At 58.2% G+C, this 16,000-nt stretch carries 17 protein-coding genes; 11 read left to right on the plus strand and 6 right to left on the minus strand.

Features of this window, described 5'->3' with window-relative positions; all coding sequences use genetic code 11:
* Window positions 1-90 precede the first annotated feature (90 nt).
* Together pabA and argD are read left to right on the plus strand one after the other, a co-directional pair.
* Window positions 91-654: an aminodeoxychorismate synthase component 2 gene (gene pabA / locus H7R56_RS02200; protein ID WP_106925149.1), complete on the plus strand. Its 564-nt coding sequence runs from the start codon at window positions 91-93 to the stop codon at window positions 652-654.
* Window positions 655-737: 83 nt separating this feature from the next.
* Window positions 738-1,955 carry a bifunctional acetylornithine/succinyldiaminopimelate transaminase gene (gene argD, locus H7R56_RS02205; protein WP_106925150.1) on the plus strand — a complete coding sequence of 406 codons (1,218 nt, stop codon included), beginning with the start codon at window positions 738-740 and terminating at the stop codon, window positions 1,953-1,955.
* Here argD and H7R56_RS02210 read toward each other — a convergent pair.
* Together H7R56_RS02210 and crp are read right to left on the minus strand one after the other, a co-directional pair.
* Window positions 1,948-4,023 carry a YccS/YhfK family putative transporter gene (locus H7R56_RS02210; RefSeq protein WP_106925151.1) on the minus strand — a complete coding sequence of 692 codons (2,076 nt, stop codon included), beginning with the start codon at window positions 4,021-4,023 and terminating at the stop codon, window positions 1,948-1,950. The two genes, argD and H7R56_RS02210, sit on opposite strands and share 8 nt — an antisense overlap.
* 51 nt (window positions 4,024-4,074) lie before the next feature.
* Complete coding sequence (crp, locus tag H7R56_RS02215) at window positions 4,075-4,707, minus strand: cAMP-activated global transcriptional regulator CRP (protein ID WP_000242758.1); 633 nt, start codon at window positions 4,705-4,707, stop codon at window positions 4,075-4,077.
* A 304-nt stretch (window positions 4,708-5,011) separates the two neighbouring features.
* On the opposite strand from crp, the gene H7R56_RS02220 reads away from it, so the two are divergent.
* Window positions 5,012-5,416, plus strand: a complete 405-nt coding sequence (locus tag H7R56_RS02220) for an OsmC family protein (protein WP_035894387.1) — start codon at window positions 5,012-5,014, stop codon at window positions 5,414-5,416.
* 116 nt (window positions 5,417-5,532) lie between these two features.
* Here H7R56_RS02220 and H7R56_RS02225 read toward each other — a convergent pair whose 3' ends face one another.
* From H7R56_RS02225 to H7R56_RS02235, 3 genes are read right to left on the minus strand one after another with little or no spacing between them, the layout of a single operon-like run.
* Window positions 5,533-6,396, minus strand: a complete 864-nt coding sequence (locus H7R56_RS02225) for a phosphoribulokinase (RefSeq protein WP_106925152.1) — start codon at window positions 6,394-6,396, stop codon at window positions 5,533-5,535.
* A 57-nt stretch (window positions 6,397-6,453) separates the two neighbouring features.
* The gene (locus tag H7R56_RS02230; RefSeq protein WP_106925153.1) at window positions 6,454-6,672 is read right to left on the minus strand and encodes a YheU family protein; all 219 of its coding nucleotides are present in this window, start codon (window positions 6,670-6,672) and stop codon (window positions 6,454-6,456) included.
* Entirely contained in the window at window positions 6,669-7,691 is a 1,023-nt protein-coding gene (locus tag H7R56_RS02235) for a hydrolase (RefSeq protein ID WP_106925154.1), read from the minus strand. Before H7R56_RS02235 ends, H7R56_RS02230 begins: the two co-directional genes overlap by 4 nt.
* Window positions 7,692-7,941: 250 nt before the next feature.
* On the opposite strand from H7R56_RS02235, the gene mdcA reads away from it, so the two are divergent.
* The 8 genes from mdcA to mdcH all read left to right on the plus strand — a co-directional run bounded on the left by mdcA (window position 7,942) and on the right by mdcH (window position 14,988).
* A complete protein-coding gene (mdcA, locus tag H7R56_RS02240) occupies window positions 7,942-9,597 on the plus strand; it encodes a malonate decarboxylase subunit alpha (protein WP_106925155.1) in 1,656 nt (551 codons plus the stop codon).
* Window positions 9,597-10,454 (plus strand): triphosphoribosyl-dephospho-CoA synthase, encoded by an 858-nt coding sequence (locus H7R56_RS02245; protein ID WP_106925156.1) that lies wholly within the window; start codon window positions 9,597-9,599, stop codon window positions 10,452-10,454. The genes mdcA and H7R56_RS02245 overlap by 1 nt, the downstream gene beginning before the upstream one ends.
* 9 nt (window positions 10,455-10,463) lie before the next feature.
* Complete coding sequence (mdcC, locus tag H7R56_RS02250) at window positions 10,464-10,763, plus strand: malonate decarboxylase acyl carrier protein (RefSeq protein ID WP_106925157.1); 300 nt, start codon at window positions 10,464-10,466, stop codon at window positions 10,761-10,763.
* Window positions 10,756-11,589, plus strand: a complete 834-nt coding sequence (locus H7R56_RS02255; protein ID WP_182928503.1) for a biotin-independent malonate decarboxylase subunit beta — start codon at window positions 10,756-10,758, stop codon at window positions 11,587-11,589. The genes mdcC and H7R56_RS02255 overlap by 8 nt, the downstream gene beginning before the upstream one ends.
* Window positions 11,589-12,389 carry a biotin-independent malonate decarboxylase subunit gamma gene (gene mdcE, locus H7R56_RS02260; protein WP_106925159.1) on the plus strand — a complete coding sequence of 267 codons (801 nt, stop codon included), beginning with the start codon at window positions 11,589-11,591 and terminating at the stop codon, window positions 12,387-12,389. Before H7R56_RS02255 ends, mdcE begins: the two co-directional genes overlap by 1 nt.
* 122 nt (window positions 12,390-12,511) lie before the next feature.
* On the plus strand, window positions 12,512-13,471 hold the full coding sequence (locus H7R56_RS02265; RefSeq protein WP_106925160.1) for an AEC family transporter: 960 nt from the start codon (window positions 12,512-12,514) through the stop codon (window positions 13,469-13,471).
* 3 nt (window positions 13,472-13,474) lie between these two features.
* Window positions 13,475-14,092: a malonate decarboxylase holo-ACP synthase gene (locus H7R56_RS02270; protein ID WP_035894378.1), complete on the plus strand. Its 618-nt coding sequence runs from the start codon at window positions 13,475-13,477 to the stop codon at window positions 14,090-14,092.
* Window positions 14,092-14,988, plus strand: a complete 897-nt coding sequence (gene mdcH / locus H7R56_RS02275; protein WP_182928504.1) for a malonate decarboxylase subunit epsilon — start codon at window positions 14,092-14,094, stop codon at window positions 14,986-14,988. The genes H7R56_RS02270 and mdcH overlap by 1 nt, the downstream gene beginning before the upstream one ends.
* A gap of 79 nt (window positions 14,989-15,067) precedes the next feature.
* On the opposite strand, the gene H7R56_RS02280 is transcribed toward mdcH, so the two are convergent.
* Window positions 15,068-16,000: a LysR family transcriptional regulator gene (locus H7R56_RS02280; protein WP_106925162.1), complete on the minus strand. Its 933-nt coding sequence runs from the start codon at window positions 15,998-16,000 to the stop codon at window positions 15,068-15,070.

Consider the following 16,000-nt stretch of genomic DNA (forward strand, 5'->3'; position numbering starts at 1 on the left):
TCGGGCGGCGTCAGGCATGAGGCCGTCGCCCGTATCGCTAAAGTGGATGTCACCCGGTAGAATGGCGGCAGAAAGATAACCGGAGCCGCCATGATCCTGCTGATTGATAATTACGATTCCTTTACCTGGAACCTTTACCAGTATTTCTGTGAGCTGGGCGCCAGCGTAACGGTCAGACGTAACGATGACATCACTCTCGAGGAAATCGCCCTGCTGGCACCGGAGAAAATCGTTATCTCTCCAGGCCCCTGCACGCCGGATGATGCCGGTATTTCACTTGACGTTATTCGCCGCTACGCCGGCAAAATTCCCATTCTTGGCGTCTGCTTAGGTCATCAGGCTATCGCTCAGGCCTTTGGCGCGCGTATCGTTCGCGCCGCTCAGGTCATGCACGGCAAAACCTCGCCGATTTTCCATCAGCAGCAGGGCGTCTTTCGCGGGCTGAATAACCCGCTGACGGTTACCCGCTATCATTCGCTGCTGATTCAGCCGGGTACCCTGGCGGACTGCTTTGAGGTTACCGCGCTTAGCGAAGCCGGTGAAATCATGGGGATTCGTCACCGCGAGTGGGATCTCGAAGGCGTACAGTTCCACCCGGAAAGCATTCTTAGCGAGCAAGGACACGCGCTGCTGGCCAACTTTCTCCATCGATAGTAGTTGCCATGATGTGATTTTTTATGCATATTTTGTGGATAGATTCTCACAATCATTGCTGCATCGTTGAAGAAGGGCATGACATGGTAACCAAACAACCTGCGATCACCCGCGCGACCTTCGATCAGGTCATTTTGCCAATTTATGCACCGGCCGAGTTTATTCCGGTGAAGGGCAAGGGCAGCCGCGTCTGGGATCAGCAAGGCAAAGAGTACGTTGATTTTGCAGGCGGTATTGCGGTGACGGCGCTGGGCCACTGTCATCCGGCACTGGTGGACGCGCTGAAAACCCAGGGTGAAACCCTGTGGCATACCAGCAACGTGTTTACTAACGAACCGGCGCTGCGCCTGGGGCAGAAGCTGGTGGATGCTACCTTCGCGGAACGTGTGGTATTCATGAATTCCGGAACGGAAGCCAACGAAACCGCCTTTAAGCTGGCGCGTTACTACGCGTCTACCCGCCATAGCCCGTACAAAACCAAAATTATTGCCTTCCATAACGCGTTCCACGGACGTTCGTTGTTCACCGTTTCCGTGGGCGGTCAGCCGAAGTATTCCGATGGTTTTGGCCCGAAACCGGCCGATATTGTCCACGTACCGTTTAACGATCTGCATGCGGTAGAAGCGGTAATGGACGATCATACCTGCGCGGTCGTGGTCGAGCCTATTCAGGGTGAAGGCGGCGTACTGGCGGCAACGCCAGAATTCCTCAAAGGCCTGCGCGCGCTGTGCGATAAGCACCAGGCGCTGTTGGTGTTTGATGAAGTGCAGAGCGGCATGGGCCGTACCGGCTCGCTGTTCGCTTACATGCACTACGGCGTGACGCCGGATATTCTGACCAGCGCCAAGGCGTTGGGCGGCGGTTTCCCGGTCAGCGCTATGCTCACCACCGAAGAGATTGCCAGTGCCTTCCACGTGGGGTCACACGGTTCCACCTACGGCGGTAACCCGCTGGCCTGTGCCGTGGCCGGGGCGGCCTTCGATATCATTAACACCCCCGAAGTCCTTAACGGCGTGAATGCTAAACGTGAGCGCTTTGTTCAGCATCTGCAGCACATTAACGCGAAGTACGATGTCTTCAGCGATGTGCGCGGCATGGGTCTGCTGATAGGTGCAGAACTGAACGCGAAGTATAAAGGCCGCGCGCGCGACTTCCTGTATGCTGCGGCGGATGCTGGCGTGATGGTGCTGAATGCGGGCCCGGACGTGATGCGCTTTGCGCCATCTCTGGTGGTGGAAGAACAGGATATCGACGACGGTATGCAGCGCTTTGCACAAGCCGTGGCAGCATTGATCAGCTAGACTGCCGTTTCAACCAGCCGCCGTGCCGCGGGCGCTGGCGCCAGGCCACCGACGAGATGGTGTGCATGGTGCTTAAGTGCCCTAAAATACGCTGGAGATGCTGTTCCATGGTGCTCAACGGCCCGTGGGACAGCGCGTCCGGCGCTTCCATAATGTTCACCTCGCCGCTGCTTCCCGCCTCATCGTATTCCAGACGCTGCTGACAGCGCTGGAGCGCGATTTCACACGACTCCAGATAGCGTTGGGCCAGATCCGGCGTCAGCATGTTGTGCTCGCGTGCCAGGGTCGTCATGGCGTTGATGTGCTCGACGATAAACTGGCTGTGGGTGACCCACAGCTTCATGTCTTCGAGATAGCGAGAGTTAAATCCCGGTTCCTGCATGGCCTGGTTGAGGGTGTTGTACAGCGTATTGTGCGCCTGGTTGACGCGCATGCGCTGATAGGCAAGCTTAGGCGCCTGCGGGTCGGGGCTGAGGATCAGACGAATGGCCTCCTGGTCAGCCTCCAGCGCCGCCTGAGCGTTCTGACGCAGCTGGCCGCTCTGCCACTGCGGCCACAGCCAGATCATCCCACCAAAGGCAATCAGGCAGCCGATCAGGGTGTCGATAAAGCGGGCGATAATAAACTCTTCGCCGTTGAGCGTCAGAAGCTGCAAGGTATACACCGCCGTAATCGTGAAGCCCACGGTGGCCCAGCCGTAGCTGCGGCGAATAATCAAGTAGCTTACCAGCGTCACGATCAGCATCCCAGCCAGCGCCCACCCTTGTGGCGTGTGGAAGTGTAGGGCGATAGCGGCGATGACCAGCCCGGCCAGAGTCCCTGCCGCACGATGGAAAATCCTTACGCGCGTAGCGCCGTAGCCGTTTTGCGTGACCAGCAGGACCGTCATCAGGATCCAGTAGGGTTTCGGCAGATGCAGCGCCATCCCCATCAGGCTGGCAATGCTTAACATGACGCTGAGGCGTGCGGCGTTGCGCAGCGCGGGCGACTTCAGCGACAGATAGCTTTTTAACGCCGGGATGAGCGGCAGGCGGCGCTCTTTGTCGGCCATCAGATTACGTGGGTAAAGTGGGCGCTGGCTACGCAGTACGCGGGCAATACGGCTGAAGTGCCAGGCGCAAAACTGGCCGACCGGGTTATCCGGATGCTGGCGGGCAATTTTATCCAGCGCGCCAATCTGTTTGTCCATCGTGAAGCGCGTGGGGTAGCGATGATAGAGAAGATCGTCCGCCAGCACGCGCAGGCGCGCGGAAACGGTCTGCGCGTTCCAGCGGATCACCGCTTCGGCGTGGCTTTGTTCAACCAGCTTCTGGACCTCTTCCGGCTGGTGCAGGCTAACGGAGATATGTTCCTGCAAATCCAGCCCCATCTGGAAAGCACGCAGCAGCCGCTTGTAGTCGTTATGTTGGTTAGCAGCCAGCATATGCAGCTGCTGGTAGCACTGGGAAATGAGATCCACCACCTTTTGCTGGCGAGTGAGCAGTGGCGGGAGTGCGCTGCTGGGGTCGGTATGCTGCGTCAGCAGACTATATTTTGCTTCGCAATAGTCGGCCAACTGACGGTAGAGCAGGCTTAACGATTCACGCAGCGGCTGTTCGCGCCATATCCAGAACCACCACCAGTTGAATAATCCGTACCACAGGGTGCCCAGCGCGTAGATGAGCAGCGGCTGCCAGATGGGCATATTGCCGGCCAGGCTGAGCGTAAAAATGGCGGCGATCAGCGAGGCGGGCAGTAGCCGCCCGTGCAGCGCGCTGATCTCCGCCGTTACGCCCAGCAGCAGCGCTAGCCCGCTCAGGATCAGCGGCAGGGGAACGTCGCGCGCCAGCAGCAGCTGCACGGCAAGGCTGCACCCGGCAAACAGGCTGCCGCCGATAATCAGGCGTTTGAAAAAGCGCTTATGTGGGGTGTCGAGACCGGCGATGTTGCAGCAGGCGGGCACCAGCGAGAACAGCAGGCCCTGCTGAAGATGGCCGAAAAGCAGGCCAATAGCCACGGGCAAACACAGCACCAGCGTTTGCCGTAGTGCATAGTTGATTTCTGGGTGGTAAATCAGCCTGCGCCACATAGGGGAAAACAAAAGCGGCGTATTGCCTGGCAATACGCCGTTTAGGCTGGATTAGCGGGTACCGTAAACGACAATGGTTTTGCCGTGTGCGGAGATCAGGTTTTGATCTTCCAGCATCTTCAGGATACGGCCCACGGTTTCACGGGAGCAGCCCACGATCTGACCGATTTCCTGACGGGTAATTTTGATCTGCATGCCGTCCGGGTGGGTCATCGCATCCGGCTGTTTGGCCAGGTTCAGCAGAGTCTGCGCGATACGACCCGTCACATCGAGGAACGCCAGGTTGCCGACTTTCTCAGAGGTAACCTGCAGACGACGCGCCATTTGCGAAGAGAGACGCATCAGAATGTCCGGGTTAACCTGGATCAGCTGACGGAATTTTTTATAAGAGATTTCAGCCACTTCACAAGCGGTTTTTGCCCGTACCCACGCGCTGCGTTCCTGGCCTTCTTCAAACAGGCCTAACTCGCCGATAAAATCGCCCTGGTTGAGGTAAGAGAGGATCATCTCTTTGCCTTCTTCGTCCTTGATGAGAACTGCCACTGAGCCTTTTACGATGTAATACAGCGTCTCTGCTTTTTCACCCTGGTGAATCAGCGTGCTCTTCGAGGGGTACTTATGAATATGGCAATGAGACAAGAACCATTCGAGAGTCGGGTCTGTTTGCGGTTTGCCAAGCACCATGCGCGGTTATCCTCTGTTATAAGCTCTTCCCGGCGGCAAAAACCTGACGGCCACCGGTTGCAATAGTATCCTTCCCGTTACCTGGGAAGTCGGCTGTCGAGTTACGCCGCAGCCTGTAATGTGATGTCCTCTGCATACATGCAGTACGTTTATGTATTACCGTAGCATCCTGACTGTTTTAGCATAGCTTTCGCCGTGTGTCTCCTGGTGTCTCGCTTCAGCATGACGGCGATCGCCTTCCATTGCGAGAATTGTTATGTGCGCGTAATCTGAGAAGAATATTGCAACCTCGGAGTTAAAAATTATGCAAGCGCGTGTGAAATGGGTTGAAGGGTTAACCTTCCTTGGCGAGTCCGCTTCCGGCCACCAGATTCTGATGGACGGCAACTCTGGCGATAAAGCGCCAAGCCCGATGGAAGTCGTGCTGATGGCCGCTGGTGGCTGTAGTGCTATCGACGTGGTGTCTATTCTGCAAAAGGGCCGTAATGACGTCACCGATTGTGAAGTGAAGCTGACGTCCGAGCGCCGTGAAGAAGCGCCGCGACTGTTTACCCATATTAATCTGCACTTCATTGTCACCGGTAAAGCGCTGAAGGATGCGGCGGTATCTCGTGCGGTCGATCTGTCGGCGGAGAAATACTGTTCGGTTGCGTTGATGCTCGAAAAAGCGGTGAATATCACCCACTCTTACGAAGTGATTGAGGGGTAAACCCTTAACAAGGGCGTATGCCGTGCGACTGTCGGGTGGCGGCTACGCCTTACCCGACCTACTCGTTTCGCAATATCCTGTAGGCCTGATAAGCGAAGCACCATCAGGCTTAAGGTTTAGTTGCGGCCTTCCATTAAACGCTGCACCAGCGGCGTCATAATCAATTCCATTGCCAGCCCCATCTTCCCGCCGGGAACGACCAGCGTATTCATATGCGAAATAAACGATCCCTGAAGCATGGCCAGCAGCCACGGATAGTCGATGTTTTTAAGATTACGGAAGTGAATCACCACAAAGCTCTCGTCCAGCGATGGAATACTTTTCGCGGCGAAGGGGTTAGACGTGTCGACCGTGGGCACGCGCTGGAAGTTGATGTGTGTGCGTGAAAACTGCGGGGTGATGTAGTTGATGTAGTCTTCCATTGAGCGCACCACCGAGTCCATGACCGCTTCGCGCGAGTGGCCGCGTTCGCTGGTGTCGCGAATCATCTTCTGGATCCACTCAAGGTTTACGATCGGCACCACGCCGACCAGCAGATCCACGTGGCGGGCCACGTCGTGCTGCGGCGTCACCACGCCGCCGTGGAGCCCTTCGTAGAATAGCACGTCGGTAGGCTCCGGCAGGGGCTGCCAGGGTGTGAACGTGCCGGGCACCTGGTTCCACGGTACCGCTTCGTCGTAGGTGTGCAGGTATTTGCGCGACTTCCCTTTACCGGTCAGGCCGTAATCGCGAAAAGTCTGTTCCAGCAGACCAAAGTCATTGGCATCCGGACCGAAGTAGCTGATATGGCGGCCCAGATCGCGGGCCTTGCGGATCGCCATGTCCATTTCCGGGCGTGTATAGCGGTGGAAGCTGTCACCTTCGACCTCGGCGGATCGCAGGTTAAGCTGGGCGAAGATTTTACGGAATGCGAGGCTGGTGGTGGTCGTACCCGCTCCGCTGGAGCCGGTAACGGCAATAACCGGGTGTTTGGCAGACATGCGAATAACTCCCTGAATACGTGACAGCAAGCAGCGTGCTTCCTGTCACTAGTATAGTTAACCGCGGAATTGGTTACGGGGCATGATATTGACGGTCTCGTGAAGTTCTGACCAGACCAGCACCGCTTCGCCTGTTTGTAGCTGCTGTTTGACGTCGGCGACCTTTTGCGCAAGTGAACGCTCATATTCACCATAATCAGTGCCTTCGCGCAAGACAAAGCTTTCAATCAGGTTATCCAGCGTTTGCGGGTCGAGGTCCTGCCATGGAATGATCATCCTTTCGTCCCCAGCCAGCGCATCAGCCAGGTGGGGATGCGTTTCTCCAGCCACATTTCCGGGTGGCGGAGAGTCCCACCGATAAAGCCCACGTGCCCGCCGTGCTCGGTCAACTGATACTCGACGTTATCCGGCAGCTCTTCCTGGGCGGGAATAGAATGATGATCCATAAACGGATCGTCCTTAGCGTGGATGATCAGCGTCGGCTTGGTGATTTTGCTTAAGATAGGCATCGCGCTGCATTGACGATAGTAGTCAATGGCATCGGCGAAGCCGTGAATTTTTGAGGTAATCGAGTCGTCAAACTCGCGGATGCGACGCATGCTTTTCAGCTGGCGTAAATCTACCGGCAGCGAGCCGGGATAGGCCTTGAGCTTGCGGGCCGCGTTGCCCTTGAGCAGATTGAGCAGGTAGCGCTGGTAGACGCGGGAAAAGCCCTTATCCATATGATAACTACAGGCTTCCAGCATAAACGGCGCTGAGACGATCGCCGCGGCATCCACCGGGACGTTATCACCTTCTTTCGCCAGCAGGCAGGCGAGCATATTGCCGCCCAGCGAATAGCCCACCGCTGCGGTCGGCACATGGCCGTATTCGCGCGCCAGCCAGTGCAGGAACCAAGTGCCATCTTCCGTTTCACCGGAGTGATAGATACGGTTCAGGCGGTTGGGCTCGCCGCTGCAGCCGCGAAAGTGCATCACGACGCCCAACCAGCCCTGTTCTTTTGCCGCATTAATTAAACCGTGAGCATACGGGCTGTACAGGCTGCCCTCCAGCCCATGGAACACCACCAGGCGCGGTTTATGGCGCGCGGCCTGCGGGTCTTCACTCCACGCCAGATCGACAAAGTCGCCGTCCGGCAGCTCAAGACGCTGCCAGTGCGGCGTGAACTGCAGCTTACGGCGAATAAGGCGCGGCAGCATCGTTTGCAGATGGCGATTGCTGACGCCGCGCATCGGCACGAAGGTGGCGCTGCTGCAGGTGTCGATGTTGAGGTCGTGGTGGGTGGTTTCAGTCATGGCTACGCGATGTTTACTCGTTAATCTGCCGCCTACTATACCGTCACTTTGCCCTTGTGTTTATGAAAATGAGGCATGCGTAGCGCTTTTTATCCCTTTGGAGTCTGATCCTCCTCACAAATTGTTACTTCAATTATTACTCTCAAGCTAATGATTCTTTCCTACGCTTAATTGATGACTTTCTCACCAGAGTGCACACTCTTATCTGTGTTAAGCAATCAAAATGATTAGCTGAATCAGGAGGTTAATAATGTTATCTGGGCAAACGCCAGCACGCGTCTGGAACACGCGCCGCACGGAAAAACAGCGCCGTCTGGCTTCCGTTCCGGTGCAGGGTAAGGTTCTGCCGACCGCAGACCTGACCGCGATGCTGGAAAAACTGATCGCGCCGGGTGACCGCGTGGTATTAGAAGGCAATAACCAGAAGCAGGCAGATTTCCTGTCCCGCATGCTGGCTGAGGTTAACCCGCAGATTGTGCACAACCTGCACATGATTATGCCAAGCGTCGGGCGCAGCGAGCATCTGGATATTTTCGAGAAGGGCATCGCGCGTAAACTCGACTTCTCTTTCTCCGGTACCCAGAGCCTGCGTATTTCGCAGCTGCTGGAGGATGGCCAGCTGGAAATCGGCGCCATCCATACCTACATCGAACTTTACTCCCGCCTGTATGTTGACCTCGCCCCGAACGTGGCGCTGATCGCTGGCTACAAAGCCGACCGTAAAGGTAACCTCTACACCGGGCCGAGTACCGAAGATACCCCGGCGCTGGTGGAAGCTGCCGCATTCCACGACGGCATCGTTATCGCACAGGTTAACGAGCTGGTGGACGACGAGTGCGACCTGCCGCGCGTCGACATTCCTGGGTCGTGGATTGACTACGTTGTGGTTGCCGACAAGCCGTTCTTTATCGAACCGCTGTTTACCCGTGACCCGCGCCTGATCAAACAGGAACATATCCTGATGGCGATGATGGCCATCAAAGGTATCTATGCCGAACACCAGGTGCAGTCCCTGAACCACGGTATCGGTTTTAACACCGCCGCCATCGAGCTGCTGCTGCCGACCTACGGCGAACAGCTGGGCCTGCGCGGCAAAATCTGTAAACACTGGACGCTCAACCCGCATCCGACGCTAATTCCAGCGATTGAAAGCGGCTGGGTAGAAAGCGTGCACTGCTTCGGCGGCGAGCTCGGGATGGAAGAATACATCCGCGCCCGTCCTGACGTGTTCTTCACCGGTGCCGACGGCTCTATGCGCTCTAACCGCGCCTTCTGTCAGCTGGCGGGGCAGTACGCGGTCGATATGTTCATCGGCTCAACCCTTCAGGTTGATGGCCTGGCCAACTCCTCTACCGTGACCCGCGGTCGTCTGTCCGGATTCGGCGGTGCGCCAAATATGGGTCATGACCCGCACGGTCGTCGTCATGCGACACCGGCGTGGCTGAATATGATCACTGAGCCAGACCCCATGCAGCGCGGTAAAAAACTGGTTGTGCAGATGGTCGAAACCTTCCAGGCCGGCGCGAAACCGACCTTCGTCGAAAAACTGGACGCGGTTGACGTGGCGAAAGCCTCCGGCATGCCGTTAGCGCCGGTCATGATCTACGGCGACGACGTGACCCACGTCCTGACCGAAGAAGGTATCGCTTACCTCTATCGTGCGAAAGATCTCGAAGAACGTCGTGCGATGGTGGCGGCGGTTGCCGGTATCACCGACATCGGCCTGGGCGTTGATGCTAAACGCGTGGCTGAACTGCGTCAGAGTGGCAAAGTGGTCTATCCGGAAGATATGGGTATCCGTCGTACCGACGCGACCCGTTCTCTGCTGGCGGCCAGCAGCGTTGCTGACCTGGTTGAATGGTCTGGCGGTCTGTACAACCCACCTGCGAAATTCCGGAGCTGGTAATGAAACTTCTGCCCCAGATTCAGGTTGAAGGCGGTGCCGAATGGCTGGCGCGAACCGCCACGCAGTGTCTGATTGACGAAGCACGATTAAGCCCGAAACCCGGTCTGGTGGACAGTCGGGGGAACGGCGCGCACCACGATTTATCGCTCGCGCTGATGGAGCGTTCGGCGCACAGCCTGACCCCCACGTTTCAGGCGCTAGCGCAACAAAGCTGGCAGCGTCCGGCGGATATTGCGCTGAGACAAACCGTAGGGCGACTCGGCCGTGCGGGTGAGAAACAGATGATGGCCGCTACCGACGGCGTAAACACCCACCGCGGCGCGATCTGGGCGCTGGGACTGCTGGTGAGCGCGGTGGCCATGCACGGCGGTACCGGCAGTGCGCAGCAGGTTGCGGCCACCGCCGCCGAGCTGGCGAAGCTGCCCGATGCTGCCGCACCGAAGGTCTTCAGTAAAGGGCTGCGCGCTACGCATCGTTATCAGGTGCCCGGCGCGCGCGAAGAAGCGCAGCAGGCGTTTCCACACGTGATGCAGCGTGCGCTGCCCCAGCTACGGCTGAGCCGCCTTAACGGCAGCAGCGAAACGCACGCCCGGCTCGACGCGCTGATGGCGATCATGACTTCGCTGACCGACACCTGCGTTTTGTCGCGCGCGGGTCTGGAAGGGCTGGACGCTATGCAGGACGGCGCACGTGCGGTGCTCAGCGCCGGCGGCAGCGCCCATCCGGCAGGGCAACAAGCCTTGGCCGCGCTCGATCGCCACATGCTGGCGCTGAACGCCTCGCCGGGCGGCGCGGCGGATCTGCTGGCCGCGACCCTGTTTCTCGATCGCATCGAATCGCCTTATTTAAAGCATTAAGAGGATGTTATGGAACACATTACGTTAACCGTACCGGCCAGCCGCACCTTACGCGGTAAAGCGCTGGCAGGCGTTGTGGGCTCCGGGGATATGGAGGTGTTATTCACCGCCGACCAGGGCCAGACGTTAACCGTCGATATCACCACTTCTGTCGATAACAGCCGCAGCCGCTGGGAAGCGCTGATTAACCGTCTGCAAACCGTCAGCAGCCTGCCGGCTGGCACGCTGACCATCCACGACTTCGGCGCGACGCCGGGCGTGGCGCGCATCCGTATCGAACAGGTTTTTGAAGAGGTGAGCTATGCGTGATGACCGCAGTTTTATCGAATTAAAAGCGCGCCAGCATGCGCATGCGCTGCTGGATGAAGGCAGCTACCGTGAACTGCTCGACCCGTTTGAAGGCGTGATGTCGCCGTGGCTGGGCGCGCAGGGCATCGTTCCGCAGGCCGATGACGGCATGGTCGTGGCAAAAGGCACCATCAATGGCAAACCGGCCGTGGTGGTGGCGATTGAAGGCGCATTCCAGGGCGGCAGCATGGGCGAAGTGTCCGGTGCCAAAATGGCGGCGGCGCTGGAGCTGGCGGCGGAAGATAACCGCAACGGCATCCCAACGCAGGCCGTTCTGAGTCTGGAAACCGGCGGCGTACGTTTACAAGAAGCGAACCTGGGCCTGGCGGCGATTGCCGATATCCACGCGGCGATTGTTGACCTGCGTCGTTATACCCCGGTGGTTGGCATTGTGGCCGGTACCGTGGGCTGCTTCGGTGGGATGTCCATCGCGGCGGCGCTGTGTAGCTATCTGATTGTGACCCGCGAAGCGCGTCTCGGCCTGAACGGCCCGCAGGTTATCGAACAGGAAGCCGGTATTGAAGAGTATGACTCCCGCGATCGTCCGTTTATCTGGAGCATGACCGGTGGCGAAATTCGCTACCAAAGCGGCCTGGTGGAAGCACTGGTTGGCGACGGCGTCAACGCAGTCAAAGCGGCGATGCATGAGGCGCTGGCGAAAGGCGTTCCGGCGAAACATCGCACCGATAACTATGCCTGGTATCTCGACCGTCTGACGAATTTCGATACCCGCAAACAGGCGGATACCGAACAGATTCATGCGCTCTTCGCCCGGGAGGTGAAATGATGAGTAACGCAATGAGCCGTGGCGAATTATGGCTGGAAACGCTGGTTCCGAACGCCAAACGAATCGAAGGGCTGTGCCCGTCTGTGCAGGCTGCTGACGGCGAACTTAACGGTGAAACGGTGCGTTTTGTTGCCGTGGTGCCGGATGCCAATAACCACTTCCCGCGCGCAGCGAAAGGGGAAGTCGGTCTGCTGGAAGGCTGGACGCTGGCAAAAGTGGTCAGTGAAACCATCGCCGCAGACGCTGATAAAGCGGTGAAACGTCCGATTGTGGCGGTGATTGATGTACCAAGCCAGGCCTACGGTCGCCGTGAAGAAGCTTTCGGTATTCACCAGGCGCTGGCCGGTGCCGCAGCGGCGTATGCCAACGCGCGCCTGGCAGGTCACCCGGTGATTGGCCTGATTGTCGGTAAAGCGATGTCCGGTGCGTTTCTGGCGCACGGCTACCAGGCGAATCGCCTGATCGCCTTCAACGACAAAGGCGTGCTGATTCACGCCATGGGTAAAGAGTCGGCGGCGCGTATCACCCTGCGTACCGTTGACGCGCTGGAAAAACTGGCGGCGACGATTCCGCCAATGGCGTATGACATCAGCAACTACGCCACGCTGGGGCTGCTGGAAAATCTGCTGGATATCAGCAATCCGGATGCGCCATCTGCAAACGATCTGACGCTGGTGGTGAACACCTTGCAACAGGCCATCAAAGACGCTCGTCAGGACCCGACGCTGAAAAGCCGTCTGGGCGCTGACAATCGCCGCAGCTCTGCCCTCGTACGCGAACGCATGCGGGCAAGCTGGTAAGAAAAAAGAGACCTGCCGGATGTACGGCTCCATGGGCGCTTCCCAGCGCCCATGCGGGCACTTGCATCTGAAAAATAATAATCATCGCGCCAGTGCTAACTTTTTTTCATTACAGGTGAAATATGACTTACGTAATTGTTCATGCTCTTGCTCCGATTTTCGTCATCATGCTGCTGGGATTCTGGGCCGGGAAGGCCAAAATGGTCGATAACAAAAATGTCTCCCTGCTCAATATCTTCGTGATGGACTTCGCGTTGCCCGCCGCGCTGTTTAGCGCTACCGTACAAACGCCGTGGGCCGGCATCGTGGCGCAGTCACCGCTGATTGTGGTGCTGACGCTGGCGATGTGGATTACCTATGCCGCTATCTACTTTATGGCGACCAAGTTGTTCAATAAATCACCGCAGGATGCCGCCGTGCTGACCCTGACCGTGGCGCTGCCAAACTACGCTGCGCTGGGCCTGCCGATTCTGGGGAGCGTGCTGGGTGAAACCTCGTCTACATCGCTTTCCGTTGCCGTTTCCATCGCTTGTGGTTCTGTGTTGATGACGCCGTTCTGCCTGCTGATTCTGGAACGTGAAAAAGCGCGTGCGGAAGGTGGCAACTCCGGTTCTACGCTGTCTATGCTGCCGGTACTGATGTGGCGTTCAATTAAAAAACCGATCGTAATGGGCCCGCTGCTGGGGGTTATTCTCTCCGCAATTGGCATCAAAATGCCGGACCTGGTGCTGGCGGCGATCAAACCGCTGGGCCTGTCTGCGACCGCGGCTGCGCTGTTCCTGACCGGGGTGATTCTGTCTGCACGTAAATTGCAGATCAACACCGTCGTGATTACCTCAACCCTCGCTAAGCTGCTGATTCAACCGGCGATTGCCTGGGCTATCGTTCTTGTTCTCGGCCTGCATGGCTCGGTGGCGATTACCGCGATCCTGATGATTGCGCTGTCCGCCGGTTTCTTCGGCGTGGTATTCGGTAACCGCTTTGGCGTGCAGTCGCCGGATGCAGAAGCCGTGCTGCTGTTGAGCTCCGTACTGTGTATCCTGTCGCTGCCGCTGTTTATCTCGCTGACTTCAGGAATCTAAATCATGAGCACAACATTACGTCCACACGACCTTATCTGGCTGAATGCGCGCGACGCGCTTGAAGATGTCACGGAATCCTGGGTGGATACCGTCTGGCATAGCGGCTTGCCGGTAGTGGTGCGACGTGATGTTGATGCGCAGGGGCGCATTCCGGTGGGCGTCCGCGGGATGAAGCGCGACCAGCGCGCCGCCGGTTGGGTGAAAGCAGAGGCGGTCGTCCGCGTCTGCTCGCCGGAATCGCTGGTAGACCCGCTGTCGCTGCTGCGCTCGCCCTTTATCTCTCAGCCACCGGTTCAGGTGGCTTTGTTATTGGCGCAGCAGGCATGGCCGTGGACGTGGGGGATTACCGGCAGTACTGGCTATGCGCTGGCGACCGGGATCCCGGTTATCCATGCCGCAAGCGATCTGGATCTGTTGATCCGCGCGCCGCAGCCGCTCTCCCGTGAAGCGCTGGAAACGTGGCAGCAGCAGCTCACCGCCGGACTTTGCCGAGCGGATACCCAGGTGGATACGCCGCGCGGCGGCTTTGCCCTCAATGAATGGCTGCGCGATGGAAAAGCACTATTAAAAACCTCGCAGGGGCCGCAGTTGGTTCGCGACCCGTGGGGCAGGGAGGAGTGATGAAAATTCTGTTTACCTTCCCGGGGCAGGGGACGCAGCACGCAGGAATGCTGCAAAACCTTCCGGGGACGGAACTGGCCCAGGCGCGTGAGGTGCTTGGCGCTGAGGTTGATACGCTGGATACCCCTGAGGCGCTCAAACATACCCGAGCCGTTCAACTGTCTCTGCTGATTGCTGGCGTTGCATGGGCGCGCGAGCTAGAGCGTCGTGGCGTAGCGCCTGATATCGTCAGTGGACTCTCCATTGGCGCGTACCCGGCGGCGGTGGTTGCCGGTGCGCTCGACTTCGCCGACGCGCTGACGCTGGTCGCGCTGCGCGGTGACTTAATGGAGCTGGCCTACCCGCACGGCTACGGCCTGACGGCAATCATGGGGCTAACGCTGAGTCAGGTGGAAAGCCTGGTCGAAGGCAGCGGAACCTATACCGCTAACCTGAACGCCGAAACGCAGATAGTGATTGCCGGTCCTGATGACGCGATGGCCGAAGTAGCGAAACGCGCGATGGCCAAAGGGGCCAGTAAGGCGCCTCGCCTGGCGGTGAGCGTGCCGTCGCATTGTGCACTGTTGGCCGAGCCCGCGCAAAAGCTGGTTGAGGCGTTCAGCCATGTGACGCTTTCCCGCCCGCGCTACGCCTACCTGAGCGGTAGCACCGGTCGCGTGCTGTGGCAGCCGGAACGTATTGCTGACGATCTGGCGATGAATATGGCGCGCACGGTGCGCTGGCAGGAGGCGGTGATTTCCGCCAACGAACGTGAAGCACGGCTGGCGATTGAAATGCCGCCCGGTGGCATACTGACCTGCTTAACGCGTCAGGCGGCGTGGGAAGGGGAGTCTATTTCTCTGGAGCGCAGCGGCGTGGATGTGGCTGTGCACCTGGCGAAGCGTCTTCGTGCGTGATGTGATTGCCCGATGGCGCTGCGCTTACCGGGCCTACAGGCTGTGTCGTTTGTGGGCCGGTAGCATCGCCATTCGGCAATCAGGCGTTGGGGTTGAGGCTACGCGCATACATGCGGCCTTCGGCGGCCAGCGCCAGCAAGCTAGGGTCGCGTTCGCGGTTACGGGCAAAGACAATCGCAATCAGCTGCCGCATTTGATACGGGTCCGCCAGTTTTTGCAGATGCACCGTATTTTCATACATCTTTTTCATTCGCCCCGGCATCAGGGTAAACCCGACGCCTGCCTGCACCAGACTCAGCATTGAGAAAATATCGTTTACGCGGGTCACAATTTCCGGTTCGAACCCGGCGATATGAAACGCTTCCTGGAATCCGGCATAGGTGGCGAACCCTTCGGCCAGTGAGACAAACTTCTCGTTGCGATAATCGCGCAGATCCGCCGTTTTATGCGTATCCAATGTCGAAGTGATCGGCGCAGCAAGGTAAATATCATCGTGAAACAGCGGCAGTACTTCCAGGCTGTTACGATCGATTTCGCTTTCTGAAATGGAGATCAGAATCGCATCGAGGGTGCCGTCTTCCAGCATCTTCAGCAGGGCTTCATTTGAACCCATCGTGAGATCCATCTCGAGATCCGGACGACGCAGTTTCATCCCCATAATCAGCCGCGGCACCGTCTCCAGCGTCAGCGAATACAGCGTGCCAACGCGCAGACGGCCTTGTCCGACGCCTGCCGTTTTGCGAGCTTCTTCCAGCCCGCGTTCCATCAGTTGCGTCACTTCCTGACAGTATTCCAGCAGCGTCCACGCCGCCGGTTGGGCAAGCAGATTACGCCCTTTGTGCACGAACAGCGGACAACGCACGTTCTCTTCCAGCGTATGCAGCGCCCGGTGCACGCTGACGCCGCTGATATTCAGCGCCTCAGCGGTACGGGCGATGTTGCCCTTCTCCATAAAGGTCATGAAGATGGTGAGCTTGCGGAAGGTAATGTCGTCGGTGATTGACAGGTTCAT

Origin of the sequence: Klebsiella sp. WP3-W18-ESBL-02 (genome assembly GCF_014168815.1) — a bacterium.
Lineage (GTDB): Bacteria > Pseudomonadota > Gammaproteobacteria > Enterobacterales > Enterobacteriaceae > Kluyvera > Kluyvera ascorbata_B.

Coding starts and splice junctions, on each gene's coding strand:
- pabA (WP_106925149.1), top strand. CDS start 91: ATGATCCTGCTGATTGATAATTACGATTCCTTTACCTGGAACCTTTAC.
- argD (WP_106925150.1), top strand. CDS start 738: ATGGTAACCAAACAACCTGCGATCACCCGCGCGACCTTCGATCAGGTC.
- H7R56_RS02210 (WP_106925151.1), bottom strand. CDS start 4,023: ATGTGGCGCAGGCTGATTTACCACCCAGAAATCAACTATGCACTACGG.
- crp (WP_000242758.1), bottom strand. CDS start 4,707: ATGGTGCTTGGCAAACCGCAAACAGACCCGACTCTCGAATGGTTCTTG.
- H7R56_RS02220 (WP_035894387.1), top strand. CDS start 5,012: ATGCAAGCGCGTGTGAAATGGGTTGAAGGGTTAACCTTCCTTGGCGAG.
- H7R56_RS02225 (WP_106925152.1), bottom strand. CDS start 6,396: ATGTCTGCCAAACACCCGGTTATTGCCGTTACCGGCTCCAGCGGAGCG.
- H7R56_RS02230 (WP_106925153.1), bottom strand. CDS start 6,672: ATGATCATTCCATGGCAGGACCTCGACCCGCAAACGCTGGATAACCTG.
- H7R56_RS02235 (WP_106925154.1), bottom strand. CDS start 7,691: ATGACTGAAACCACCCACCACGACCTCAACATCGACACCTGCAGCAGC.
- mdcA (WP_106925155.1), top strand. CDS start 7,942: ATGTTATCTGGGCAAACGCCAGCACGCGTCTGGAACACGCGCCGCACG.
- H7R56_RS02245 (WP_106925156.1), top strand. CDS start 9,597: ATGAAACTTCTGCCCCAGATTCAGGTTGAAGGCGGTGCCGAATGGCTG.
- mdcC (WP_106925157.1), top strand. CDS start 10,464: ATGGAACACATTACGTTAACCGTACCGGCCAGCCGCACCTTACGCGGT.
- H7R56_RS02255 (WP_182928503.1), top strand. CDS start 10,756: ATGCGTGATGACCGCAGTTTTATCGAATTAAAAGCGCGCCAGCATGCG.
- mdcE (WP_106925159.1), top strand. CDS start 11,589: ATGAGTAACGCAATGAGCCGTGGCGAATTATGGCTGGAAACGCTGGTT.
- H7R56_RS02265 (WP_106925160.1), top strand. CDS start 12,512: ATGACTTACGTAATTGTTCATGCTCTTGCTCCGATTTTCGTCATCATG.
- H7R56_RS02270 (WP_035894378.1), top strand. CDS start 13,475: ATGAGCACAACATTACGTCCACACGACCTTATCTGGCTGAATGCGCGC.
- mdcH (WP_182928504.1), top strand. CDS start 14,092: ATGAAAATTCTGTTTACCTTCCCGGGGCAGGGGACGCAGCACGCAGGA.
- H7R56_RS02280 (WP_106925162.1), bottom strand. CDS start 16,000: ATGAACCTGTCAATCACCGACGACATTACCTTCCGCAAGCTCACCATC.